Origin of the sequence: Kitasatospora sp. NBC_01539 (genome assembly GCF_045040525.1) — a bacterium.
Lineage (GTDB): Bacteria > Actinomycetota > Actinomycetes > Streptomycetales > Streptomycetaceae > Kitasatospora.
In genome coordinates this window covers 1,432,003-1,455,998 of sequence record NZ_CP109390.1, presented here as the reverse complement: position 1 = coordinate 1,455,998, position 23,996 = coordinate 1,432,003, and the positions used below count along the sequence as shown (strand labels likewise).

Annotated in this window: 18 protein-coding genes and 1 pseudogene; 5 read left to right on the top strand and 14 right to left on the bottom strand. The window is 71.4% G+C overall.

What is annotated here, in order from left to right:
- Positions 1 to 264: 264 nt before the first annotated feature.
- The 5 genes from OG335_RS06175 to OG335_RS06155 form a co-directional block, all read right to left on the bottom strand.
- A complete protein-coding gene (locus tag OG335_RS06175; RefSeq protein ID WP_405009980.1) occupies positions 265 to 2,646 on the bottom strand; it encodes a ricin-type beta-trefoil lectin domain protein in 2,382 nt (793 codons plus the stop codon).
- 1,138 nt (positions 2,647 to 3,784) lie between these two features.
- Positions 3,785 to 6,850: an alpha-mannosidase gene (locus OG335_RS06170; RefSeq protein ID WP_405009979.1), complete on the bottom strand. Its 3,066-nt coding sequence runs from the start codon at positions 6,848 to 6,850 to the stop codon at positions 3,785 to 3,787.
- A gap of 56 nt (positions 6,851 to 6,906) precedes the next feature.
- The gene (locus tag OG335_RS06165) at positions 6,907 to 7,815 is read right to left on the bottom strand and encodes a carbohydrate ABC transporter permease (protein WP_405009978.1); all 909 of its coding nucleotides are present in this window, start codon (positions 7,813 to 7,815) and stop codon (positions 6,907 to 6,909) included.
- Positions 7,816 to 8,709: a carbohydrate ABC transporter permease gene (locus OG335_RS06160; protein ID WP_405009977.1), complete on the bottom strand. Its 894-nt coding sequence runs from the start codon at positions 8,707 to 8,709 to the stop codon at positions 7,816 to 7,818.
- On the bottom strand, positions 8,706 to 10,091 hold the full coding sequence (locus tag OG335_RS06155) for an extracellular solute-binding protein (protein ID WP_405009976.1): 1,386 nt from the start codon (positions 10,089 to 10,091) through the stop codon (positions 8,706 to 8,708). Before OG335_RS06155 ends, OG335_RS06160 begins: the two co-directional genes overlap by 4 nt.
- A gap of 143 nt (positions 10,092 to 10,234) precedes the next feature.
- Here OG335_RS06155 and OG335_RS06150 point away from each other — a divergent pair, with 143 nt between their 5' ends.
- The gene (locus OG335_RS06150; protein ID WP_405009975.1) at positions 10,235 to 11,470 is read left to right on the top strand and encodes an ROK family protein; all 1,236 of its coding nucleotides are present in this window, start codon (positions 10,235 to 10,237) and stop codon (positions 11,468 to 11,470) included.
- A 231-nt stretch (positions 11,471 to 11,701) separates the two neighbouring features.
- Here the strand turns inward: OG335_RS06150 and OG335_RS06145 are convergent, their stop codons facing one another.
- The 3 genes from OG335_RS06145 to OG335_RS06135 form a co-directional block, all read right to left on the bottom strand.
- The gene (locus OG335_RS06145) at positions 11,702 to 12,103 is read right to left on the bottom strand and encodes a hypothetical protein (RefSeq protein WP_405009974.1); all 402 of its coding nucleotides are present in this window, start codon (positions 12,101 to 12,103) and stop codon (positions 11,702 to 11,704) included.
- Between the two features lie 213 nt (positions 12,104 to 12,316).
- Entirely contained in the window at positions 12,317 to 13,798 is a 1,482-nt protein-coding gene (locus OG335_RS06140) for a glycosyltransferase (RefSeq protein ID WP_405009973.1), read from the bottom strand.
- Positions 13,795 to 13,956 (bottom strand): LPXTG cell wall anchor domain-containing protein, encoded by a 162-nt coding sequence (locus tag OG335_RS06135; protein WP_405009972.1) that lies wholly within the window; start codon positions 13,954 to 13,956, stop codon positions 13,795 to 13,797. Before OG335_RS06135 ends, OG335_RS06140 begins: the two co-directional genes overlap by 4 nt.
- A gap of 263 nt (positions 13,957 to 14,219) precedes the next feature.
- On the opposite strand from OG335_RS06135, the gene OG335_RS06130 reads away from it, so the two are divergent.
- Entirely contained in the window at positions 14,220 to 14,381 is a 162-nt protein-coding gene (locus OG335_RS06130; RefSeq protein WP_405009971.1) for a hypothetical protein, read from the top strand.
- Positions 14,382 to 14,614: 233 nt separating this feature from the next.
- On the opposite strand, the gene OG335_RS06125 is transcribed toward OG335_RS06130, so the two are convergent.
- From OG335_RS06125 to OG335_RS06100, 6 genes are all read right to left on the bottom strand, one after another.
- The gene (locus OG335_RS06125) at positions 14,615 to 15,313 is read right to left on the bottom strand and encodes a hypothetical protein (protein WP_405009970.1); all 699 of its coding nucleotides are present in this window, start codon (positions 15,311 to 15,313) and stop codon (positions 14,615 to 14,617) included.
- A 161-nt stretch (positions 15,314 to 15,474) separates the two neighbouring features.
- Complete coding sequence (locus OG335_RS06120) at positions 15,475 to 16,587, bottom strand: PP2C family protein-serine/threonine phosphatase (protein WP_405009969.1); 1,113 nt, start codon at positions 16,585 to 16,587, stop codon at positions 15,475 to 15,477.
- A 351-nt stretch (positions 16,588 to 16,938) separates the two neighbouring features.
- A complete protein-coding gene (locus OG335_RS06115; protein WP_405009968.1) occupies positions 16,939 to 17,250 on the bottom strand; it encodes an SCO5918 family protein in 312 nt (103 codons plus the stop codon).
- 192 nt (positions 17,251 to 17,442) lie between these two features.
- Positions 17,443 to 18,936, bottom strand: a complete 1,494-nt coding sequence (locus OG335_RS06110; RefSeq protein ID WP_405009967.1) for a DEAD/DEAH box helicase — start codon at positions 18,934 to 18,936, stop codon at positions 17,443 to 17,445.
- Positions 18,937 to 19,302: 366 nt separating this feature from the next.
- Entirely contained in the window at positions 19,303 to 19,506 is a 204-nt protein-coding gene (locus OG335_RS06105) for a cold-shock protein (protein WP_030918248.1), read from the bottom strand.
- 775 nt (positions 19,507 to 20,281) lie between these two features.
- Entirely contained in the window at positions 20,282 to 20,506 is a 225-nt protein-coding gene (locus tag OG335_RS06100; RefSeq protein ID WP_405009966.1) for a hypothetical protein, read from the bottom strand.
- A 1,057-nt stretch (positions 20,507 to 21,563) separates the two neighbouring features.
- On the opposite strand from OG335_RS06100, the gene OG335_RS06095 reads away from it, so the two are divergent.
- The 3 genes and pseudogenes from OG335_RS06095 to OG335_RS06085 all read left to right on the top strand — a co-directional run.
- The gene (locus tag OG335_RS06095; RefSeq protein ID WP_405015320.1) at positions 21,564 to 22,175 is read left to right on the top strand and encodes a hemolysin III family protein; all 612 of its coding nucleotides are present in this window, start codon (positions 21,564 to 21,566) and stop codon (positions 22,173 to 22,175) included.
- 181 nt (positions 22,176 to 22,356) lie between these two features.
- Positions 22,357 to 23,601 carry a PP2C family protein-serine/threonine phosphatase gene (locus OG335_RS06090; protein WP_405009965.1) on the top strand — a complete coding sequence of 415 codons (1,245 nt, stop codon included), beginning with the start codon at positions 22,357 to 22,359 and terminating at the stop codon, positions 23,599 to 23,601.
- A 150-nt stretch (positions 23,602 to 23,751) separates the two neighbouring features.
- Positions 23,752 to 23,861 (top strand): annotated as a pseudogene (locus OG335_RS06085) (cation transporter); the annotation flags it as partial.
- Positions 23,862 to 23,996: the final 135 nt, after the last annotated feature.

The following is a 23,996-nucleotide window of genomic DNA, read 5'->3' as shown; positions in this document are numbered from 1 at the left end:
CCGGGCCACCCGGTGTGTGGGGCTGTCCGCGGGGAGGGTGCCGCCTCCAGGGCTGCCGCCACTCGAAGGTGATACATCATATCTTTTCTCCTTCGAGGGTCGGGGGCCGTGATGGAGTCGTGGTACCGGCTGCGGTGCGGACGCCCGCCCGGCCGCCGGGCGGGCGGCCGGGCGTACTCCGTGGGCCGGAGTACGCCCGGCCCGGGTCGGCCGGAAGCCGGGTGCCGGGGCGGTGGTCCCGGCGGTGGCTTCAGAGCGGGGTCGTCACGTGGTGGGGAGGTTCCACCGCTGGTTGGTGCCGCCGTTGCAGTCCCAGATGTTCAGCTTGGTGCCGTTGGTGGTGTTGGAGGCGGGGATGTCGAGGCAGCGGCCGGAGGCGGGGTTGACCAGGGTGCCGTTGTTGACGGTCCACTGCTGGTTGGTGCCGCCGTGGCAGGTCCACAGGTCCACCGCGGAGCCGTTGGCGGTGGCTCCGCCCACGACGTCCAGGCAGAGGCCGTTGACGGTGACGGCGCTGTTGCCGACGGTCCACCGCTGGGCGGGCGAGCCGTTGCAGTCCCAGATGTCGACGACGGCGCCGGCGGTGGTGGAGGCGGTGTAGTCGTCCAGGCACTTGGCGGTGTTCAGGGCGGTGGTGACCGGTCCGGTCACGGTGCCGCCCGCGCTGCCCGAGCCCGGGGTGATCGAGAGGTTGTCGAACTGGTCGGTGCGGTAGCCCTGGATGCCCAGGCCGGCCTGGCCGGACTGGAAGGAGGTGTCGGTGACCGAGCCGAGCTGCCTGCCGTCGACCTTGGCGGTGATCTGCGAGCCCTGGAAGGCGAGGGACAGGTTGTGCCAGGTGCCGGTGCCCAGTGCGGTGGTGGTGCCGGTGGCCAGGGTGTGGTTGGAGCCGTCGGTGTACATCTTCTCGATCCACCACTGCCCGGTGTCGCGGATGCGCAGGTAGTAGGCGTTCATGTGCGACTGCGGGCGCTGCTGGGTGTTGGCGCGGCCGAGCAGTTCGGTGGTGCCGGCGCCGCGCAGGAGGACGTCGGCGCTGACGGTGTAGTTGGACCATGCGGTGTCGCCGATGAGCGCGTAGGCGTCGGAGTCGTCCTGCCACTCGATCGGCTTGACGGGTGCCATCTGCTGGACGCACTGGCCGGTGCGGCCGGTGCAGGGCTGGACCTCGTAGGAGCCCTGCATGTCGGAGAGGTACTTCGCCTCGGTGCCGTTGGCGTTGCCGTCGAAGTTGTCGCTGTAGGGCAGGGCGAGACCGTGTGCGGCCGGCGCGGTGGCCGTACCCTTGCCCGCGGTGTTCAGGGTGCTGACGGTGTAGGCGTAGCCGGGCTGCATCGTCAGGGAGTACGAGCCGCCGGACGGGGTGATGTCCTGGGTGTGGACGAAGGACGTGGCGTTGCTGGGCGCGCTGAGCTTGGTGGCCCAGACGTGCACGGTGCCGGTGGACAGGCCGCCCTGGACGTGGACGTTGACCGTCTGCGAGGAGGTGGAGGTGGTGGTCTCCAGGACCGTGGAGTAGTCCGAGGACGTGTTCGACTTCAGGGTGACGTAGGAGCCGTTGGACTCGGCGCCGCCGAGGTAGCCGGAGGCGGAGTCGATGAACTTCCAGCCCGGCTGGGTGAACTGGGTGACCTGCGCGGTCGCCCAGGTGCTGGCGCCGATGGTGTAGTTGCCCGACCAGGGAGAGCCGGCGGTGGCCAGACCGACCGTGGAGTACGGCAGGTTGGGGGTGATGGCGGCGATGAGCGGCCAGTTGTAGTAGCTGGTCAGGCGGGCGTCGGTGTAGCCGCGGGTGATCTGGCGGATCAGTGCGGGGGCGCCGGTGTTCATGTCGTTCGAGCCGCCCTCGGAGTTCCACAGCGGCTTGCCGTTGTTGCGGGCGGTGGTCGTCGTGGAGCAGGTCTGGCCGATGTTGTCGTTGCCGTATCCGCAGGTGTAGTGGGTGCCGATGATCGAGACGGCGTTGTTGAACGCGGCGTTGTTGGCCATGTCGTCGGCCACGTCCCAGCCGTTGTCGTTGGCGACGATCTGCACGCTGTTGTAGCCGTGCGAGTTCAGTGCCGCGCGCAGCTGGATGTACCAGTTGGCGTCGTGGCCGCGTTCGTTCCAGCCGCCGAGGTACTTGATGGTCAGGCCGTGGGTCTTGGTGCAGTCCAGCCAGGACATCAGGTAGTTGATGGTGTCGGTGGACCAGAAGCCGCCGTTGATCCAGCCGGGTGCGGTCCAGGCCAGGCCGTACAGGGCGATGTTGGGGTTGCGGGCCTTGGCCTGCTCCGCCAGCCAGAACTCGTAGCCCGCGTTGCAGTTGATCACGCCGCGGCTGTGCTCGATCGACGGCTCGGATCCGTCGGTGGAGTTGGCGTCACCACCGATCTCGATCTTCAGGGACTGCAGGCTCGCCCCGTACCCGGGCTTGAACATGTAGTCCAGGATCTGCGACTGCTGCGCCGCCGGATAGTCCCTCAGCAGCCGGGAGTTGCCGCCACCGCCGCTGATCGCGCCGACGCCGTCGAACGTCCGGCCGCCCTGGCCGCCGTCCACGGTGATGGTGGTGGTGGCCGCCTGGGCGGGGGCGACACCGACCGTGAGCATCGCGGCGATCAACCCCAACAACCACAGGGGGAGGAGTTTTCGGGTGTATTTCACGGAAGGATCCTTCGGCTGGGGATTCGTGCACGGCACGTGGTGGTGTGGAGCAGACCGATGACAGGGGCGACGCGGCGTGGGGCGTGGCACATGGACAGCTCCTCGGTCACGCACCGGCCGGGCGGCGCCAGGTGTGGGTGGAACGGCGGCATCGGGAACCGACGGCTGACCGCGGGTGGAGGGCATGCCTCTACGGAGCTGTCCGCAGATTGCGGCAACCCGCAGCGACCAACAACCAACATGTTCAAACGGTATGCAACATATGACATCTCTGTGGCGCGGCGACGTCAAGGGGTTGGGAGCCCGATATCGCCGTGCGGTCAATGTCCGCGCACGCACCGGCGGGTGAGGGTCCGTCCGGTCGAATCCGTCATTCGGAAGGCCCGTCGGCCCGTCGGCTCTGGTGCCGCTGCCGGTGCTGCGGCACCCGGACTCCCGGTCGTGCGGGCTGCCGACCCACCGCTTCGCCAGCGATCGAAGCGGCGAGGAGCGTGGTCGTGCCTGGTCGGACGGCCCGGCAGGGCGGATCGCCCGGCCAGGCGGACCTCCGGGTGGATCCTTGAGTTCCTCGCGACCCTCCTTCGGCCACCGGCCCCGCCAACCCCTCGGTCGACCCGGCGGTGCGCATCGGTCGGCGTGGTGCCGACCGGTTCGGCCGATGCGTGCCGCCGCCGCGGCCCGCCGGCTCTTCCCGTGAAGGGTATTGACATGCCTGCGCCCCGGCGGTCTGATGTGGTTGTTTCCGTCGAGTCCTGTTCGGTTCTGTTCCTCCTTGCAGGAACTGCTCACCCTCGCACGGGAGTCCCCCATGTCTCCTTGTACGCCGGAGGACTCTCGACCCGCCGCCCGCCGCCCGCCGCCCGCCGCCCGCCGCCCGCCGCCCGCCGCCCGCCGCTGTGCTGTCCTGCTGTCCTGCTGTGCCCTGCCGCCTGGCCCTGCCGCCTGGTAGGGCCGAGCGGCAGGGCTGGCGGCGGACGTCGTCACGCCCCTCCGGCCACGCGGTCGCGGACGCGCAGGCTTCGCGGGGCCCGTGCCGGCCGGTGGTGCTGATGCTGCGCCGGTTCCGTGCGCGCGGCCGCGTGTACGGCCAGGCCCGCGATGCCGGAGCCTCCCCCCGCCGTCACCGCGGGGCGGCCGGTCATGCTCGCGTGGCGGGGGCCGGAGTGAGGCGGAGGGTCAGGATCTGGAAGGGCCGCAGCGACAGCCGGACCTCCGAGCCCTCCACGGTGTGGCTGCCGTCGTGGGCCAGGGGGCGCTCCAGCAGATCGGTGACCACGACGGCGACCGGTGCGAAGCTTGGCGTCAGCGTTGCCCGGACCCTTCCGCCGTGGGCTTCGTGGAGGCGGACGATGACGTCGCCGGAGCCGTCGTCGGCGAGTTTGACGGCCGAGACCAGGACGGCGGCGTGGTCGACGGAGACGAGGGGCGCGACGACGCCGGTGCCGGGCAGGGTCCGCTCGGGGAGGTTGAGCCGGTAACCCTCCTCGATCGCCTGGGGGACGCAGACCCCGAGCAGCAGCCCGTAGCGCAGCCGGTGCCGGCCCTGGTCCGCCTCGGGGTCGGGGAAGCGGGACGCCCGTAGCAGCGAGAGCCGCACGGTGGTGGTGGTGCCGCCGTCCGGGCGCGTGTCGCGGGTGACGTCGTGGCCGTAGGTGGAGTCGTTGACCAGCGCCGCACCCCAGCCGCGCTCGCCGACGTGCAGGAAACGGTGTGCGCAGACCTCGAACTTGGCCGCGTCCCAGCTGGTGTTGGTGTGGGTCGGCCGTTCCACGTGTCCGAAGGGGATCTCCGCGGTGGAGTGGGCGGCCCGCACGTCCAGCGGGAAGGCCGCCTTGAGCAGCTTCTCGCGCTCGTGCCAGTCGATCACCGTGTCGACGTCGAGCCGTCGGCTGCCCTGTTCCAGGGTCAGGGTCTGCTCGATCCGGGAGGAGCCGAAGGTCCGCACGATGTGGATGCCGGTGTCCGTCGCACGGACCGACTCGGCGTCGGTGAGGTTCCGCACCGTGTTGCGGTAGAAGGCGTCGATGTCCCAGGCGTCCCACTGGTTGGGGAAGTCCTGGTGCAGTTGCAGCAGGTTGCCCGGACGGCCCGGGGCGAGCGCCTCCCGGTCGGCGCCGAGGTCGTAGGCCGAGGTGATCAGCCCGCGGTCGTCGACCACGATGCGCACCAGCGCGTTCTCCAGGACGAGGTCGTCGCCCCTGCGGGTCGGGGCGGTCGCCGACGGTCGGTGCGCCCGGGGCGCGGCGCCCATGGCCGGGACGCCGTCGCGGGCGTGCGGGGCGGCGTTGAAGACGACCGTCCGCCCGTCCGGGCCGGGAGGCCCGGCCAGGGCGCGCTGGGCGTCGCCGACGAGTTGCTCCAGTTCGCCGATCACCGCGCGGTAGGTCTCCTGCGCCTCGCGGTGCACCCAGGCGATGGAGGTGCCGGGCAGGATGTCGTGGAACTGGTGCAGCAGCACGGTCTTCCACAGCCGATCCAGCGCCTCGTAGGGGTACGGCCTGCCGTGGTTCACGGCGGCGGTGGCTGCCCACAGCTCGGCCTCGCGGAGCAGGTGCTCGCTGCGCCGGTTTCCCTGCTTGGTCGTCAACTGGCTTGTCAGGGTGCCGCGATGGAACTCCAGGTAGAGCTCGCCGACCCACACGGGCGCGTCCGGGTAGTCGGCGAGCGCCCCCGCGAAGAACTCCCCGGGCGTCTCGATCACCACCTTCGGCGACCCCTCCAGGTCGGCCAGCCGGGCGGCGCGGGCCAGCATCTCACGGGTGGGACCGCCGCCCCCGTCGCCGTAGCCGAACGGGACCATCGAGCGGTTGGTGCGGGCCTTGTCCTGGAAGTTGCGCTCGCTGTGGGCGACCTCGGCGCCGGACAGGTCGCTGTTGTAGGTGTCGACCGGCGGGAAGTGGCTGAAGATCCGGGTGCCGTCGATGCCCTCCCACCAGAAGGTGTGGTGCGGGAACTTGTTGGTGGTGTTCCAGGAGATCTTCTGGGTCAGGAACCAGCGGACCCCGGCGAGTTTCATCACCTGGGGGAGTGCGGCGTTGTAGCCGAAGGTGTCCGGCAGCCACATGTCCTCCGTCTCGACGCCGAACTCCTCCAGGTAGAAGCGCTTGCCGTGGACGAACTGGCGCGCCAGCGACTCCCCTCCGGTGATGTTGGTGTCCGGCTCGACCCAGAGGCTCCCGGTGGGCAGGAACTGCCCCGTCGCGGCCTTCTCCCTGGCCCGGGCGTAGACCTCGGGGCGGTGCTGCTTGAGCCAGGCCAGTTGCTGCGCCTGGGACATGGCGAACTTGAAGCCGGGCTGGTCGTCCATCAGTTGGGTGACGTTGGAGACCGTTCGGGCGACCTTGCGGACGGTCTCGCGCAGGGGCCAGAGCCAGGCGGAGTCGATGTGGGCGTGGCCGATCGCGGAGATCCGGTGGGCCCGGGTGCTCGCGGGCGCGGCCAGGGCGGGGGCGAGCTCCGCGCGCGCGGCGGCGGCCGTGCCGCCGACGTCCTGCAGGTCCACCGCGTCCAGGGCGCGTTCGACGTCCTGCAGCAGTTGCCAGCGGCGGGTGGATCCGGGCGGCAGCTCGTGGATCAACTGGCCGAGCACGTCCAGGTCCTGGACCAGCTCGAACACGGTGGGGTCGAACACCGCCAGGTCGGCCCGGCGCAGCCGGTACAGCGGCTCGCCGGGCGGGGCGTCGGGGTCGTGGAGCCAGGGGGCGGGGTCGCCCAGCGTCGTCGGGTGGAAGGAGAGGACGTCCGGACCGGTGTGCATGACCACCGGATTGGCGGCGGCCTCGACGTAGTACTCGAACCCGGCGCCGCCACGCGACGGTGCGCCGATCGGCAGGTGGGTGCTGCGGGGGTTGAGCGCCTTCACGGCGGTGCCGTCCGGGCGGTGGACCAGTCCTTCGGCGGAGAAGCCGGGTGCCGTGGTGCCGAAGCCGAGGTCCAGCACCGCCTCCACGGCGAGCCCGTCCCAGTCCTCCGGGACGGTGCCGCTGACCCGGAACCAGCAGGTCGCCCAGGCAGGTCCCCAGCGGTCGCCGACCGCGGCCGGGCGGTAGCGGGCGCGGAGCGCGACCGGGACCGGGACCGGCTCGCCGCGGACCTCCCAGATCCCGACACTGAGCGGGACCGAACGCGCGTGCACCGCGGGTCTGATGCGCTGGTCCAGCACCCGGGCGAGCCTTGCCTCGGTCACGGCGGGGTCGTTGTGCACGTGTGGCCTCCTGGGAGGGACGGGGGTGCGGTGGCGTGCGGGCGGCCGGGAGGGGCTCAGCCCTTGAGGGCGCCGCCGAGGGCGAAGCCGCCGCCGAGCCGGCGGGCGAGCAGCAGGTAGAGCATCAGCACCGGGACGGAGTAGATGATCGAGAAGGCCGAGAGCTGCCCGTACTGGGTCTGGTTGTGGGCGCTGAGGAAGGTGAACACGCTGACCGAGGCCGGCAGCTTCTCCGGTGACAGCAGCAGGATGAAGGGGACGAAGAAGTTGCCCCACATCCCGATGAAGGTGAACACCGTCACCACGACGACGCCGGGCCGCATCAGCGGCAGGACGATCCGCCACAGCACCTGCATGCCGGTGGCGCCGTCGATCCTCGCGGCCTCCTCCAGCACGATGGGCACACCGTCCATGAAGCTCTTCATCAGCCAGATGCCGAACGGCAGCGCCGCGGCGCCCAGGAAGAGCGTGGTCGCGAGCATCGAGTCGATCAGGTCGACCTGGACGAACATGCTGTAGACCGGGATCATCACCGCAGTGATCGGCAGTCCGGTGCTGAACAGGACGGTGTAGAGGAACGGCCGTCGCAGTCGGGACCGCAGCCGCGACAGCGGGTAGGCGGCCAGCACCGAGCACAGCACGCACACCAGAGTGCCCCCGCCGCACAGCAGCAGACCGTTCAGCATGGGCCGGTAGGTGGTCTCGGCGTCGAGGACGGCACGGAAGTTGGCCGCCGTCGGGGACGGCACGGCGAGTTCGAAGCCGGAGCGCGAGCTGACGGACGCCAGCAGCATCCACAGCAGCGGGATCAGGTAGAGCAGCGAGAACACCAGCAGCACGACGTCGACGGACGCGCGTCCGCCGCTGCCCCGGCCCCGGGTCCTGCGCGGCCGGGCCGCGACCGGCGGGGTCCGCGGCTGCGGTCGGAGTCCGTCCGTGCGCGGGGGGCTGTCGGAGACGGCCATTCAGTCCTCCTCCACCTTCAGCATGCGGATGTAGACGGCGGAGAACAGGCCGCCCACGGCAAGCAGCACCAGGGCCACGGCCGTGCCGTAGCCGATCAGGCTGTTCTGGAAGGCCTGTTGGTACATGAAGACCGGCAGCGTCTGCGAGCTGTTGCCGGGACCGCCCCGGGTCATGGTGTAGATCAGGCCGAACACGGACAGCGTCTGCAGGGTGACCAGCATCAGATTGGTCAGCACCGCGCGCCGGATGACCGGCAGGGTCACCCGCCACAGCCGCTGCCAGGGCCCGGCGCCGTCCATCTCCGCCGCCTCGACCAGCTCCTGCGGCACCTCGCTCAGGGCCGCGGAGAACACCAGCATCGAGAACGCCGTGCCCCGCCAGACGTTGGCGATGCAGACCGCCAGGACGGGCAGGGTGTACAGCCAGTTCTGCTGCGGCAGGTGCAGCAGCCGGAGGATCGCGTTGAGCGAACCCTGCTGGTAGAAGAAGGCGTACATCAGGTAGCCGGCCACCACCTCGGGCAGGATCCAGGCGGCGACGACGACGGCGCCGGTGATCGACCGGACCGGCTTGGACGCCTTCTCCATCAGCGCGGCCAGGGCCAGCCCCAGGCTGTTCTGGCCGATCACGGCCGACCCGATCACGAACACCAGGGTCAGCTCGACCGCGTTGAGGAAGTCCGGGTCGTCGAACGCGCGGGTGAAGTTCCGCAGGCCGACGAAGTGCGTGCCGGAGGCCCCGGTGAGCTGCAGGTCGGTGAAGGCGTAGTAGACGCAGTACCCGATCGGGCCGGCCAGGAACACCACCAGCAGCACCAGCGAGGGCAGCAGGGGCAGGCCCCGCAGCAGGCCCCGCAGCGGGGCGCGCGCAGGCACGGCAGGGACGCTGCTCACCGGGTGCTGTGGACGGTCTTGTCCGCGCCGACGGCCGACGAGACGCCGTCGTCGTAGGCGGTCGCGGCCTGGGCGACGGAACTCTGACCGGTGGTCACCGCTTCCATGGCCTTCTGGATGGCGCTCGACACCTGCGTGTAGGCGGGGAGGCCCGGGCGGTAGTAGGTGGAGGAGACCAGCGCGCTGAAGAACTCGTTGGTCGGCAGCGCCTTGAGGTAGGAGGGGTCGGCGGCCACGTCCTTGCGGACCGCGATGGTGGCGTTCACGCTGTTCCACTCGGCGGAGGCGGCCTCTGTCTCCAGCGACTGCAGGAACTTCCAGGCCAGATCCGGGTTCTTGGCCTTCGCCGGGATCGACCAGGCCCAGCCACCGGACATGCTGACCTTGCCGGGGGCCTGGCCGTTCTGGGTGGGCATCGCCGCCATGCCCATCGTGGCCTCCCACTCCGTCCACGGCTGGGGGCCGGTCCTGATCCAGTTGTTGGGCATCCAGGAGCCGTCGATGTCCATGGCGAGCTTGCCCTGCGGGATGAGCCGGGTGGCGACCGCGGAGGCGAAGTCGGTGCCCAGTGCCTGCTGCGCGGAGGGCGCGAGGCCCTGGCTGTAGACGGTGTGGACGAAGTCGAGCGCGTCCTTGAAGCCCTGGCTGCCGACCACCCACTTCTGCTGCCCGGCGTCGTACAGCGCGCTGTCGGCGGCGGGTGTTCCGTACAGCAGCATCTCGAAGCCCTGCATGGACGACTGCTCACCGCCGGCGATGCCGGTGTAGAGGTTGAGCGGTATCACCCCGGGAGCCCTGGACTTGATCGTCCTGGCCGCGCCGAGCACGTCGGCCCAGGTCTTCGGCTGCCAGGGCACGGGCAGGCCGGCCTGCGCGAAGATCTTCTTGTTGTACCAGATGCCACGGGTGTCGGTGTTGTCGGGAACCCCGTAGGTCCTGCCGTCGGCGGCGTACTTCATCGCGGCCTTGGCCGGCGCGGCGTACTGGCTCCAGTCGGACCAGGAGTCGAGGTAGCCGTCCATCGGCCTGAGGTAGCCGGCCGCCACGTCGGAGTTGATGGTCGCGGTGTCCTCGTAGACGAGGTCGGGCGCGGTCGAGGAGGAGCGCATCATCAACTGGATCTTGGTGTAGTAGTCGTTCTCGGCGGCCGTGACCGGGATGAGCTTGACGGTGGTGCCCGGATTCGCCTTCTCGAACGCGGCGACCATGGGGCCCAGGTAGTTCGCCTGGACCTTGTTGCTGTTGTTCAGCTGCTGCTGGTAGACCACCTTGATCGTCTTCTCGGCACCGCCCGGGCCGGACGTCGTTCCCGAACCGCAGCCCGACACGGCGAACGCCAGAGTGACCGTGACACCGATGGCGCCGAGTGGTGCTTTCCGCATGCTGGACCTCCAGGAATGGGAGCGCTGTCGTCGGCCGAAGCTAAATCCAATGGATGGACTAAGTCAACGCTCCGGACCTGTAGACTTCCCGTCCAGCCGGTGCACGTCGGGCCCGTGCACGGGGACGGAAGAGATGAGCAGCGGTGACGCAGGGCGGAACGAACCTTCCACGGGTCGGGGGCTACAACCAGGCGGTCGTCCTCGACGCGATCCGCACCGCGGGCTCGGTGAGCCGGGTCGAACTCGCCCCGCTCACCGGGCTGACCAGCCAGACCGTCTCGAACGTGGTCAGGAGGCTGCTGGACGCCGGACTCGTCGCGGAGTCCGGGCAGGCCCCTTCCAGCGGCGGGAAGCGGCGCACCTTGCTGTCGCCGCGCGCTGACGGCGCCTACGCGATGGGTGTGCAACTGGACCCGGACGTCGCCGTGGTCGTGCTGGTGAACCTCATCGGCGAGGTCGTCGCGAGCAGGCGGCTGCGCCTGACCGACCCCGGCGTCCCGGCGGACGTGGTGGAGCGGGTGGCGGGCGCGGCACGCCGACTCGCCGCCGGATCCGGGATCGACCCCGCCCGCCTCCTCGGCACCGGAATCGCCACCCCCGGCCCGATCGACGGCCGGGCCGGGGCCGTCGTCTCCCCGCCGAACTTCCCCGGCTGGGGGCGGGTACCGCTGCTGGACATGTTCGCCGCGGCCACCGGCATGCCGGTGGCCATGGACAACGACGCCACAGCGGCCGCCATCGGCGAACGCTGGATCGGCGGCAGAGCCCGCGCCGGCAGCTTCCTCTTCATCTACCTGGGCACCGGCATCGGCGCGGGCATCGTCCTCGACAACACCGTCCTGCACGGGGATTCCGGCAACGCGGGCGAGTTCGGCCACATGATGGTCGAACCCGGTCCGCTGATCTGCCACTGCGGCGGCAACAACTGCCTGGGGCCCTACGTCGCCCCGGCCGCCGTCATCGCGGACCTCCTGGACCGGCACGGCCGGGCCGCCGCCGAACGCATCGGCGTGACCGGTGCCGCCGAGGCGCTGCACGGGGACTGGAAGGCGCTGCGCCAAGCCGCGCGCCGGGACGATCCCGCCGCCCGCGACGCGGTCCGCAAGGCCGCGCGACTGGTCGGCCAGGCCGTCCGGGGCGCGGTCACCCTGCTGGACGTGAGCCGCGTGGTGTTGGGCGGCGGGGCTCTGCGCGGCATCGAATCCATCATGTGCGAAGAGGTCGACACGGCCGTCAACAGGATGGCGAACGCCACCCGCACGGTCGCCGTCGAGAAGAGCGTGATCGGCGACGCCGTGGGCGCGGTCGGCGCCGCCTCGCTCATCCTGCACGGCAACTACGCCCCGGGCTGGGGCATGCTCACCGAACAGTCCCCCTGAACCCGGGCCGCCTGAACCCGGGCCGCCTGGACCCGGACAACGCGTGCACGGGCCTGCCGGGCCTGCGGTCCCTCGAACGGCCGGACCTCCGGGGCTGTTCCGGCGGACGGCGATCGTGCCGGATCGAGGCGGGGAGGGGGAGCGGCCGGTTGCTCCGGTGCTTCGTCGCGCGTGCCGGTGGGACCGCTGTTCGGCGGTTCCACCGGCACGGCTCCCGGACGGGAGGTGGTTCTACTGGACGGTGAGGAAGAAGCCGGAGTTCACGTTGGTTCCGTCCGCCCGGAACGTGGCGACGGTGATGGTGTGGACGTCGTTGCCGCAGACCGGGTGGGGTTCGGTGAGGGCGCGGATCGAGCCGCCTCTGGAATCGTGGCTGCGCAGGGTGGCGGTGAGCACGCTGCGGCTCAGGTCGATACCGGGGTCGGAGACGTGGACGCAGTACACGCCGGTGCGCTTGCGTTCGACCGTGTCGATGTTCTTGGCCTTCGTCAGTGTCCCGAACGGGGACACCTGGGCGGCGGCCTGGGCGTACGGGGCGATGGCCTCCACCGGTGCGGCCGTGGCCGTGCCGGCCCCGGCTGCGAGGGTGGAGGCGGCCAGCGTCGCCAGAAGCACGGACGTTCCCTTGCGCATGATTCCCCTTCAGGAGTCAGTGTCACCCGGCGGACGCCGGAGCGGTCAACAGCAGTCTGATCACGGGCCGCGCCGTACACGTCCGACACCCCCCGGCAGCGCGAGCACCTCCCGTACGTTCACCCCTGTGCAGCAGTGCCGGGAGCCGGGCGGGAGCGTCCGGGCCGCGTCCGGCCGGATCGGTCGTGCGGCAGCCCCGGCCGGGCACTCCCGTCAGGCGGGGGCGAGGTTGACCTCGACGGTGGTGCGGGTGCCCCAGTGGTTGACGCGGCGGCAGGTGGCCATGGCGTAGAGGTACATGGGGCGCAGGACCAGGGCGCGCCAGAGGGCGGCGAGGGGGGCCGCGGCGAACAGGACCAGGGTCTGGCGGCGGGTCATGTCGGTGCGGGAGACGGTGAACAGACGCAGGGCCATGAGGTAGCTCATGGCGGTGCCGATGAGTGCGCCGAGGGCGGCGATGGTACCGAGGTGGTCGCGGTAGCCGGGGTGGAGGAGGACGGCGGTGGGAATGGCGAGGCCGAGGACGATGTGGAGGTACTCGGTGACGGTGGTCCAGAAGACGATGCCGGTCAGGGGCATGTAGCGCAGCCACCACAGGTGGCGCACGGTGGTGCCGCGCATCCAGCGCATCTGCTGGCGCAGGTAGTGGGACCAGGTCTCGGGGGCGAGGGTGAAGACGAGCGACGAGGGCTGGTGCACGGTGTCGCCGGCGAGCATGGCGTAGAAGGTGAGCATGGAGTCGTCGTTCATCTGCATGGGCCGCCCGCAGAACTCCTCCCGCTCGTAGACGCCGGCGGCGTCGCGGACGACGTCGGCGCGGTAGAAGGCGAGGGTGCCGGAGTTGATGGTGACGCGGCGCAGGACGGACTGGGCGCTGCGCAGGCCGCGGGTGAAGGGCAGGTAGAGCAGGTTGATGAGCCGGGTGAGGGCGCCGGTGTCGTGGTTGAGGACGAGGACCTGGCCGGCGACGGACTGCACCTCCGGGTCGGCGAACGGCTTGAGCCCTTCGGCGACGGCGTGGACGTCGAGTACGGAGTCGCTGTCGAGGGTGACGAAGACGTCGGCGTCGTCGTCGGCGAGGACGTGCATCTGCGCCCAGCGTTTGCCGCGGTTGGGCGTGCGGTCCCAGGTGACGGCGATGTCGTGGGCGGCGGCGCGTCCGATCAGTTCGGCGCGGACGTCGTCGTAGGTGATCGGGGTGCCGTCGGGGTGGGCGGATCCGTCGTCGACCACGCGGATGCGGGTGACCGGGCGGGACTGGACGAGGACGGAGTGCAGGCAGGCGCGCAGGGCTGCCGGGTCCTCGTTGTAGACGGGGATCTGCACGGTGACGGTCAGGCCGTCCAGCGCCGCCCGGGCCTGGGCGGGGGCGGTGCGGGGACGCTCCAGCCAGGCGACGGGAACCCACCACAGCAGGAGGAAGGAGACCAGCCACGGGATGGACATCACGCCCGATCCGGTGTGTCCGGCGATCTCGCGGACGGCGGCCGTGGTGTGGGCGATCGCCCAGCCGGCGAACGCGGTGACCGGTGCGACCGCGGTCAGGACCAGCAGCCGGGAGGGTGCGTGCCGGGCGCCGGGCAGGTCCTGCACGCCCGGCCACCGGTTCTGCGGTGCGCCGCGGTCGTGACCGGTGGTACGGGTGGTGCCCGGCACCTGCACGCCGGGCACCACCGCCGGGACGGGACCGGTCACCGGGAGACCGGGCCCGTGCCGCGCCGGAACCGCAGCCTCACCAGCGCGACACCCGCCAGCACGAGGACGGCGCTCGCGGCGACCAGCCACAGCTGACCCGCCGCCAGGCCCGTTGCCGCCAGCGCGCCGCCCGGTCCTGCGATCGATCCGTAAGGCATGGCAAACCTCCCTGATTGTCTCCTTTGTGGTGATCCGATGCTAAGTCGGTGATCGCGATGAACCGGGCAGGCACAGGTGTGAAGTCCCCCGCGGACGGGCGGGGCTGCCCGGACGGCCCGGGGGCACCGCCCCGGCGTCTGCACCGAGGCGTGTTCCCCGTCCGCCCGGCATCGAACGGCCGGAGGCCGTGCGGGTGCAGGCTTCCCCGGGGTCTCGCCGGGGCCGTGACAGCCGGCCGTGGCCGGTGGGGGTGCGGTCGTCAGTGGCCGACGCGCCCGGCCCGGACCACGAGTGGAAGACGGCGGCATCCGTGCCCGCCCCCTGCGAGGAGAGCGCCATGACCGAGCACATCGCGCCCGCGCCCGCCGAACCGGCGATCGCCGCCGCCGACGAGCCCGTCCTGCGCCGCTTCCCGTTCGGATGACACCCGGGGCGCGGAGGACGTGGCCGCCGGTGTCCCGGTGATCGCCCCGCAGGGCTTCCCGGAGCACGCGGTGAGCGAGAGCATCCATCTCGGAGCCCCCGACCCCGGCATCGCCGTCGCCACCCCTGACCCCGCGACCCACGGACCGCAGGGAGGCCCGGCGCCACAGCGCCGGGCCTCCCGGAGTTTCGGACCGGCCGCCGTGGCGACCGGTGCGGCTCGGCCTCCCGCGGCTACCGGACGGTCTTGAAGCCCGGGCTGCCGGAGGAACCCATCGTGACCTTCAGGGTGGCGTAGCCGGGCTCGCCGTCGTCGGCGTGCTCGCTCCAGTACTGGCAGGTGTAGCCGGTGTCGGAGTCGAAGTCGACGGTCTTCGCGACGGGGATCTCGTCGCAGGCGAGCCTGCTGGTGTCGGTGCGCCCGGAGTCGGCGCCGTAGCTCTCCCACAGCAGGTTGTAGACCATCTTCGCCACCAGCAGGCCCTTCTTCGGGGTGCGGGTGTAGGAGATGATGAAGCTGCCCGGCTTGTACGAGTCGCTGATCTTGACCTCGTACGGGACCTGGGCTCCCTCGTAGGTGACGGTGCACTGGCTGACGGCGCCGGCCTTCTGGGTCACGCCGTTCGGGCAGTCGGCGCTGGTCTCGCCGGGCACGTGGGCGCGGCTGAGGAGGGTCTCGCGCAGGCTGTGCTTCAGCTTCTCGGCGAACGGCGTGTCACTCTCGGGAGCCGGGAGGACCTTCAGCGCGTCGCCGCCCCGCATGACCACGTCCTTCTGCGGGCCGTCGATCGCCACCGGCAGCGCCTTCCCGGCAGCGCCGGCCGAGCCCGCCGCCTTGGGGGAGGCACCGGCGGAACCGGCCGTGAACGTCTCGTCCAGGCCGGAGCCGCCGCCCGCCGAACTGCATCCGACGGCCAGCAGGCCCACTGCCATCGCGCTTATCAGAGTCTTTGCCATTCGCATGGGCGGACTTTACTGTCCCGTGGGAGTGCGGTGGCGCCCGTGTCCGCGGCTCGAAACGCCGGCTCCGCCGGCGCCCGTCGGGACGGGGCCGTGGGCCGGGTACGCGGCGCCGGCCCGGCCCTGCCGCGGGATCAGTCCACCGCCGGGGTGAGGCCGTCGCGGTCGCCGGGGCGTCCGCGACGGACGCTCAGGACGGCACGGTCGTCCGTCGCGGGGCCCGCGGCCCAGCGGTCGACCGCCACGATCAGCAGGTCGGCGGCCTGACGGGCCGTGGCGAACGGGGCGGCCGCGGCCAGGGCGGGCAGGGGGTCGTAGAACTCGCCCGCACCGTTACGGGCTTCGGTGAGACCGTCGGTCACCATGACGAGGACGGACCCGGCCTCGAAGGGGGCGGAGACGGGCACGGACCTCACCTCGGACAGGCTTCCCAGGCCGAGGGGCAGGTCGGGTGTGCCGGGGGAGAGCGGGACCACCCGCCCTCCCCTCACCAGGTACGGGTCGGGGTGCCCGCGGTTGAGGACCCGCACGCTCGCCCGGTCGTCGGGGAACTCGACGAGCAGGGCGGTCGCGAAGAGCGTGCGGGCCGGCCCGTCGGCGTTCGCGGCCTCGCGTTCCAGCGCGGCTTCCATCCGGGCGGCGAGCGCGATCAGGTCGGCCTCCCGGGAGGCTGCCTCCCGGAACGCTCCCAGCAGGAGCGACACCGTGGCCACCGCCCCCAGCCCCTTGCCCTGGACATCGGCCAGGACGAGCCGGACCCCGTCGGGGCCGCGCTGGGCGGCGTACAGGTCGCCGCCGACCCGGGTCTCGTCCTGGGCCGCCTCGTAGCGTGCTCCGATCTCCAGGTCACCGATCCGCGGCGGCAGGGGTGGCAGCAGTACCCGCTGGACCTCCTCGGCCACCGTGCGCACCACCTGCAGCCTGCTCTCCTGCCGGGTCACGAAGCGGTGGACGGACACCGCCACCACGGCCGCCACCACGACATCGACGATCTGCTCCACCCCGGAGACCTGACCGAGCCGCCGCTGTAGCGCGCCGACCGCCACCGTGGCGAGCACCGCCGCCGCCAGCACCGCCCACACGCCCCTGGGGCGGAGGACCGCCCCGCCCATCACGCACGCGGCGACCATCAGCGGAGTCGCGGAGTAGGCCCTCGGAGTCAACAGCTCGAAGGCGACCGCCGCAGTGATCATCGTCGGCGGCGCCCAGCGCGCGAGGGACGCCCACCCCGCGGTGCGTCTGCTCATGTCTTCCCCGGCTCCTTTCGGCGTCCCGCTCCACCGGCCGGCTGTCACCGGCCCACCACCCATCGTCGACGGTGCAGACCCGCTCCCGCAGCCCGCCACGCCCCCCGACGCCCACGGCCGACCCGGACGCAGGGCCGTCCGCCGGGCTCGCGCACACTTTCGAGGTGGTCACCTCGTGATCCTGGAACCGCAGCTCAGCACAGGTGACAGAGGTGTCGGCACCCACAGGCCGCCGGGGCGCCGGGCGGCCCCGAGCGGCGAGAAGCTGCTGGTACGTGGTGAGGGTCCGGCCCGCATGCGCAGGTCGGACCCTCACCGCTGTCCCGGTTGCGGCTCGCGCCTGCCCGGCGGTCAGACGGCCACGGGGACGCCGAGCATTGCGGAGGCCTGCTGGACCGGGTCGAGGACACGCGTGGGCGCGGCGGTCAGGGGAAGACCGCGGCAGGTGAAGCCGAGCTGGGCCATGGCCCGCAGGACCTCAGCGGCGCTGAAATCGCGGCGGTCCTGGCGTGTGATGACCTGGCCGACCTGCTTGACGGGGTAGGCACGGCGGCCGATGACCACGGATTCGCCGATGATCGGCTCGGGCTTGACGCCCTTCATCGAATCCACGACGCCGCTCTTGGTGAGGTCGAACGAGAAGCGGGCGATGACACAGCGCATGATGCCTCACAGAGAGAAGAAGGGGGATGGGCTTGCCGCGGTGAGGCGGTTCAGCGGGTAGGAGCGAGGACGCCCGGAGCGCTGTTCTGTCCGTCGAGGACGGGCAGGCCACCCGCCGGACGGGGCTGCATCCGGACCGGCGACACAACGTGTCTCCTGCGGAGACGGGCCGGTTTCCCGATCACGCGGTGCTCAGGCCGCCGCATCGAAGGCAGCCTGCCGCACGCTCACGCGCCGGGCGGCCGAAGCGGGACTGCGTCGACCGCGGGAGGCCGCGCTGCGCTTGCGCCGCTCGGGCGCCGGCGCGGTGACGGTGATGGTGACGGGCACACCGGTGGGGGTCCGGGCGCCGGTGATGCGGGCCAGCTCCTCGTCACCGGAGCGGACCGGGGTGGAGGCGGGGGTGATGCCCGCGGTGGTCATCATGCGGGCCGTCTCGCGGCGCTGGTGCGGCAGGACGAGAGTGACGACGGTGCCCGACTCGCCGGCCCGGGCGGTGCGCCCGCCGCGGTGCAGGTAGTCCTTGTGGTCGGCCGGCGGGTCCAGGTTGACGACCAGGTCGAGGCCGTCGACGTGGATGCCGCGGGCGGCGACGTTGGTGGCGATGAGAGCGGTGACCTGGCCGGTGCGGAACTGCTCCAGGGTGCGGGTGCGCTGGGGCTGGGTCTTGCCGCCGTGCAGGGCCGCGGCCTTCACCCCGTTCGCGAGCAGGTCCTGTACCAGGCGGTCGGCGCCGTGCTTGGTGTCGGTGAACATGATCACGCCACCGTCGCGGGACGCGATGTGCGCGATCGTGGCGTTCTTGTCGGTGTTCTGCACGTGCAGGACGTGGTGTTCCATGGTGCTGACCGTCGCGGCGGACGGGTCCACGGAGTGGGTGACCGGGTCCTCCAGGAAGCGGCGGACCAGCCGGTCGACGTTGCGGTCCAGGGTGGCGGAGAACAGCATCGTCTGACCGCCCTCGGCGACCTGGTCGAGGAGCTCGGTGACCTGGGGGAGGAAGCCCATGTCGGCCATCTGGTCGGCCTCGTCCAGCACGGTGACACCGACCCCGTCCAGTCGGCAGTCGCCACGCTGGATCAGGTCCTTGAGCCGGCCGGGGGTCGCCACCACGACCTCCGCCCCGCGGTTCAGCGCCTGCGCCTGACGGCCGATCGACATCCCGCCCACCACGGTCGCCAGGCGCAGTCGCACTGCGTGGGCGTAGGGCGTGAGGGCCTCGGTGACCTGCTGGGCCAGCTCGCGCGTGGGCACCAGCACCAGGGCCAGCGGGCGGCGGGGCTCGGCTCGGCGACCGGCGGTGCGGGCCAGGAGGGCCAGGCCGAAGGCGATGGTCTTGCCGGAGCCGGTGCGGCCACGCCCGAGGACGTCGCGGCCGGCCAGCGAGTTCGGCAGCGTGGCGGCCTGGATCGGGAACGGGGAGGTGACGCCCTGCCGGGTCAGCGTCTGCAGCAGCGCCTTCGGCATGTCCAGCTCGTCGAAGGACTCGACGGCGGGCAGCGACGGCGTGGTGCTCACCGGCATCGCGAACTCACCTTGGGAGAAAGAACTCTGGCGGTCCATCCGGTCGGAGGAGCGCCGGCCGTCGGCCGGCCGGGAACCGTAGAAGGAGCTGCCGCCGGCGCGTGAGCCTGCGGCGGAGCGTGAGGTGGCGTTCTGGTACGAGGAGCGACTGGAGCGGTTCATGCGGGAAGACCTTCCTCGGGGCGGCACGTCACGAGGAAGGCTCCGCGGCGCGGGGCGCCGGCGGAGACCGCAAGGGAACGGGCCGAAAGTGTGACGGGCGGAGCGTGGACGGTGGAACCGTGCGGCACGTCACCTACGGTCGGCGCTCACCGGGCAGGGCGAGAGCGAAGAACCTCGAACCGTGGGATGTCACGGCAGGGCGCCGATCCGGACGCGGCGCTGTGCGTCTCGCGTGGGACGGCCGCCGGTGGCGGAGCCAGGGGGCCTGAACGGCCGGAGATATGTCGTGACGCAATGCCGAGGGGCCCGCACCGGGCATGTACGCGGTGCGGGCCCCTCGCTGCCGGGCGGGTGCCGTGGCAGAAACTACAGCGGGCGAATGTTCTCGGCCTGCGGGCCCTTCTGGCCCTGCGTGACGTCGAACTCGACCTTCTGGCCCTCGAGCAGCTCGCGGAAGCCGTTGGCGTTGATGTTCGAGTAGTGGGCGAAGACGTCCGGGCCGCCACCCTCCTGCTCGATGAAGCCGAAGCCCTTTTCCGCGTTGAACCACTTCACAGTGCCATTAGCCATAAATAAATCTCCTTCAAGGGGCTGTCCGGAGTCCGCACCGCGCGGGCCCCGAGTCGCCGCGATGAGCACCCACCCGGGACGAGCCGGGAAACAGAAATGCGCCTGCGACACATCAGCAGGCGCACACAAAGTTCATGGGAACCACTACTGCAACTAAGACGACTCTAGCAGGCCGCGGCCCGCCGCGGCGGAGTATTTCACCTCCGATTCTGCAGGAGCCTCCCGGTGACAGTCTCCCGCCGTGCCGGCATGCGCCTCAACGCACATCAACAGCAACCTGGTCGAGGGCATGGATGAACGCCGGATCCATGCCGGCGGCGCGTGGGGGATTTCCGCGAGTCCGAAGCGCCTGCCCTCGCTGCGGCAGTCTCGCGCAGGCGGCGCACCGCCGCACCCCTATCCCCCTCCTGGCGACTGCCGTACGGCGCATACGAGGTTCTGGCCCGGTGTGAACTCGAATGGTTCGGAAATTTCCTCAGGGCGCGGTTCCGATTGCCTGCGAACAGGTTCCTGACCGGCTTTCAGGCGGCTCGGCCGTCCGGCAGGGCAGGTTGGCGGCTGCAATTCCCACCGTCCCGGCCACCGTGGCTGTGCCCATCGCGCCCACCCGGCTGGGCATGGTGGGCGCGGCGGGACGCGGCGCACCGTCTCCGCCCGACCCCCTCGGTGCGGCCGGGGCGCCCGCCCCCGCGCCGGCCACATCCCGGACCACGTGCGCTGCTCCCGGGCGGGGACCGACTCGCCGAGCTGCTGTCGGGCTGTTGCGCCGGGTCGGCTATCGGGGTGCCGGCGGGCTGCCTCCGGGTCGCCGGGCGGTGTCGATGGCGTCCCGGAGGGCGGGCAGGTCGGCGAGGGCGGCCTGTTCGGCGAAGCGGGCCAGCAGTCGGCGCAGGACCCGCTCGTCCCGGTCGTGCACGGCCTCGGCGATGGCCGTCACCAGCGACGCCTGGGTGTGGGGGTCGGGGATGCGCCCGCGCGGCGCTGCCTGCGGCGCTTCCACCGCTCGCCTCCGTTCGTTCGTGGTCCTGGGCCGTCCGGCGGGCCTTCCGCCTGCTGCGGCGACCGGCCGGGCCCTGTGCGGGGCGAAGACTACCTACCCGTCGAGCGGCGGAAAATCTATTCCGGCTGAAGTAGACATTGCCTGGTGTCGTGGCTAGTGTTTCTCTCGTAGAAGCGGTCAAGAGGTACCCGCCAGACACGAACTGGCGGGTAGCAGTAAGGGATTTGGCAGGTCGGCACGGTTGCAGGGCACTGAAGCCGGGATTGAGCAGTAAGGCGACAGGGCCGGTGGCCGGGCCGGATGGCCCGCAGTGATCAGGGGCCGTCAACGGCGGTACCGCTGTAAGCGCAGGTGCAGTACCAGCAGGTGAAGTCGAGTCGAGCGGTACCAGCAGTCGCTGTACGCGGTATCTCAGCAAAGGCGCCAGGACTGCGGGCGCGCGTGCTGGGAGTCCGGCAGTGGGGTTCCAAGCCGAGCAGGTGAGCAGGACGGGCGACGGGGCTGGCTGCCGGATCCGGTGGACCGTCAGGACCACCACGGCAGTACCGGGCAGGTTGCAGTGACCGCAGTTCGCAGTACCGGCAATCAGTCAGTACAGAGGATGAACGGAGGGGACGGAGCGCCATCAGGATCGCCCGGCCCGTGAGGCACACCCGGGCGGACTCCGAAGACCCCAAGGCAAGGACGGTGGTTTCCGGTCACGCATACGCGATCCCCGCACGCCCCATCCCCCGGGGCCACGCGGACATGAGGAACCCGGCCGGAGGCCGGTAGATGGTGTGAAACCCTTCGGGGCCCCGGGAGCCGCAATGGCCCCGGGGCCCCTCAGCGTGTCCGGGCACGACAAGAAGAGGTGCGGTGACCAGGTGCGTGAGCGACGTACTGCGCGTCTTCGGGCCACCGCCGGACCGGTTCACCTGGTCGGCCGATTGCCCCGCTATGCGCTGATTCTCATAATGTGCGCATGATCGCCGAAGACATCCACCCGTCGGCACCCGACCGTGCGTTCCCGCTGGAGGGCGGGGTCGGGCGGGCGGTGGCCGTGGTGAAGCCGGGAATGCGGGGGTGGTTGCACGCGGGTGCGTTCCCGCTCGCGCTCGTGGGCGGCGCCGTCCTCGTCGCCCTGGCGCGTTCGGCAGGCGCCGTCGTGGCGTGCTCGGTGTACGCGGTGTCGGCGTTGCTGTTGTTCGGCACGAGCGCGGTGTACCACCGCGGGGACTGGGGCCCGCGGGGGGAAGCAGTCCTGCGACGGCTGGACCATGCGAACATCTTCCTGATCATCGCGGGTACCTGCACGCCCTTGGCGGTGCTGCTGCTGCCCGTGCGCCAGGAGATCGTCCTGCTGTCCCTGGTGTGGGCCGGGGCTGCGGCAGGCATCGCGTTCCGCGTCCGGTGGATCGGGGCGCCGCGCTGGCTCTACACCCTGTGCTACATCGCCCTGGGCTGGGCGGCGGTGTTCTACCTGCCCGACTTCGCGCGCACCGGCGGTGCCGCGGTCGTCGTGCTCGTCGTCGCCGGCGGTCTGCTCTACACGGCCGGCGCCCTCGTCTACGGACTCAAGCGCCCCGACCCCTCACCGCGCTGGTTCGGATTCCACGAGATCTTCCACGCCCTCACCATCGCCGCCTTCGCCGCGCACTACACGGCCATCCTCCTGGCGGTCACATGACCGTCGTTCGGGCATGCTGAGGAGAAGGGCGTACAGGGGCGGGCCCCGGCCGCACGCGCACCGGGGACGCAGTCCCGACGCCATCGAGCAGTGAGGAGTCGCCGTGACCGCAGGGCGGCCGGACGGGGACGGCGGGCGGGCCTCCCGCCTCCCCGGGAGCGGGAGCCGCCGGGGTGGGGCGATGACTCTGGCGGGCACGTTGGCGGCGGCGGAGGCCGCAGCGCCCGTGGAGTCGGTCGACGTGGTCGCGCGCATGCTCAAGGAGCACCTCGGGGCCGCGTCGGTGTCGTTCCTGATCACCGACTTCACCGGCAGTTCCGTCGTACGGCTGGGTGCCGCGGGCAGCGTCGAGACCGATGAGCCCGCACAGCGCATCACCTTGCGGGGCACCGTGTACGACGACGTGATCCGCACCCAGCGGCCGAGCGTGGAGCACGAGGGCGAGGACGAGGGGACGCCGGTTCGGATCGTCGCCCCGGTGACCAACCGCGGAGACGCCATCGGACTCCTCGAACTGTTCCTGCCCACGGCGCCGGATGCAGAGGTGATGCGGGAGATCGGTGAGACGGCGCACGCACTGGCGTACATCGTCATCGCGAACCGGTCCTTCACCGACGTGTACCAGTGGGGCCGGCGCACCACCCCGCTGAGCCTCGCCGCCGAGATCCAGCACCGGCTGCTCCCGGCGTCGCTGGCCTGCGAGGCGGCACAGTTCGCGGTCGCCGGGGCATTGGAGCCCGCCGACCACGTCGGGGGCGACACCTTCGACTACGTGATCGACCGGGACACCGTCCAGCTCTCCGTCACCGACGCCATGGGCCACGACGTCCGGGCAGCGCTCCTGGCCACGCTCGTGGTGGGCGCCCTGCGCCGTGCGCGGCGGGCGGGCGCCGACCTCGTGGAGCAGGCCCGCCAGGCCGACCAGGCCATGCAGGACCACGGCCGCCAGGGCTACGTCACCGGTCAGTTGCTGCGTATCAGCCTGCTCGACGGCAGGGCCGAGTTCATCAACGCCGGGCACCCGTGGCCACTGCGCATGCGGGACGGGGAAGTGCAGCAGATCGTTCCGCAGGTCGATCTGCCGTTCGGCATCCAGCCCTCGCAGACCTACCGGGCGCAGTCCCTGGACCTGCGGCCCGGCGACCGGCTGGTGATGCTGACGGACGGCATGCTGGAGCGCAACGTCAAAAGCCTGGACCTGCCGGACCTGATCGTCCGCACCCGTGCACTGCATCCCCGTGAAGCCGCTCGCACCCTCATCGGGGCGATCGTCGACGCGAGCCATGGTCACCTGAAGGACGACGCGACCGTCATGTGCCTGGACTGGCACGGTGCCGGCCGCTCCCGGCGGGACGCCGCCACCGGCGCCGACCTCACCAACGCCTCACAACCGTCAGGAACGGGACGGACCGCTCCCGGGCGATGACCCGGGCCCCACGGCGCCGCGGCGGTCGTCCGGCTCTGCCTGCCCGGTGTCCCGGTCACCAACGGCGCCTACTACGACAGCGGCGACATCTCCACATCCCTCGGCCCGTCCTCGGCCCGACGCGAGGCGCTCGCCCGCCGCATCCGCCTGATGGTCGCCGCGACCGTCACCTCCAACGTGGTCGAGGCAGCCGTCGCGATCACCGCCGTACCGTCGCCTCCTCCACCGCACTGATCGGCTTCGGCCTGGACTCCGCCATCCGCCGAGCCGACTCCATCACCGAGCGTGACAATCTTCATGGCCAGGTGACTCCCCCCGCCAGATGGCCGCCGGTGGGGAGATCCAGCCGGACACCAACCGCCGAGGACGGTGCAGTCCCGGCTGGACACCTCCTG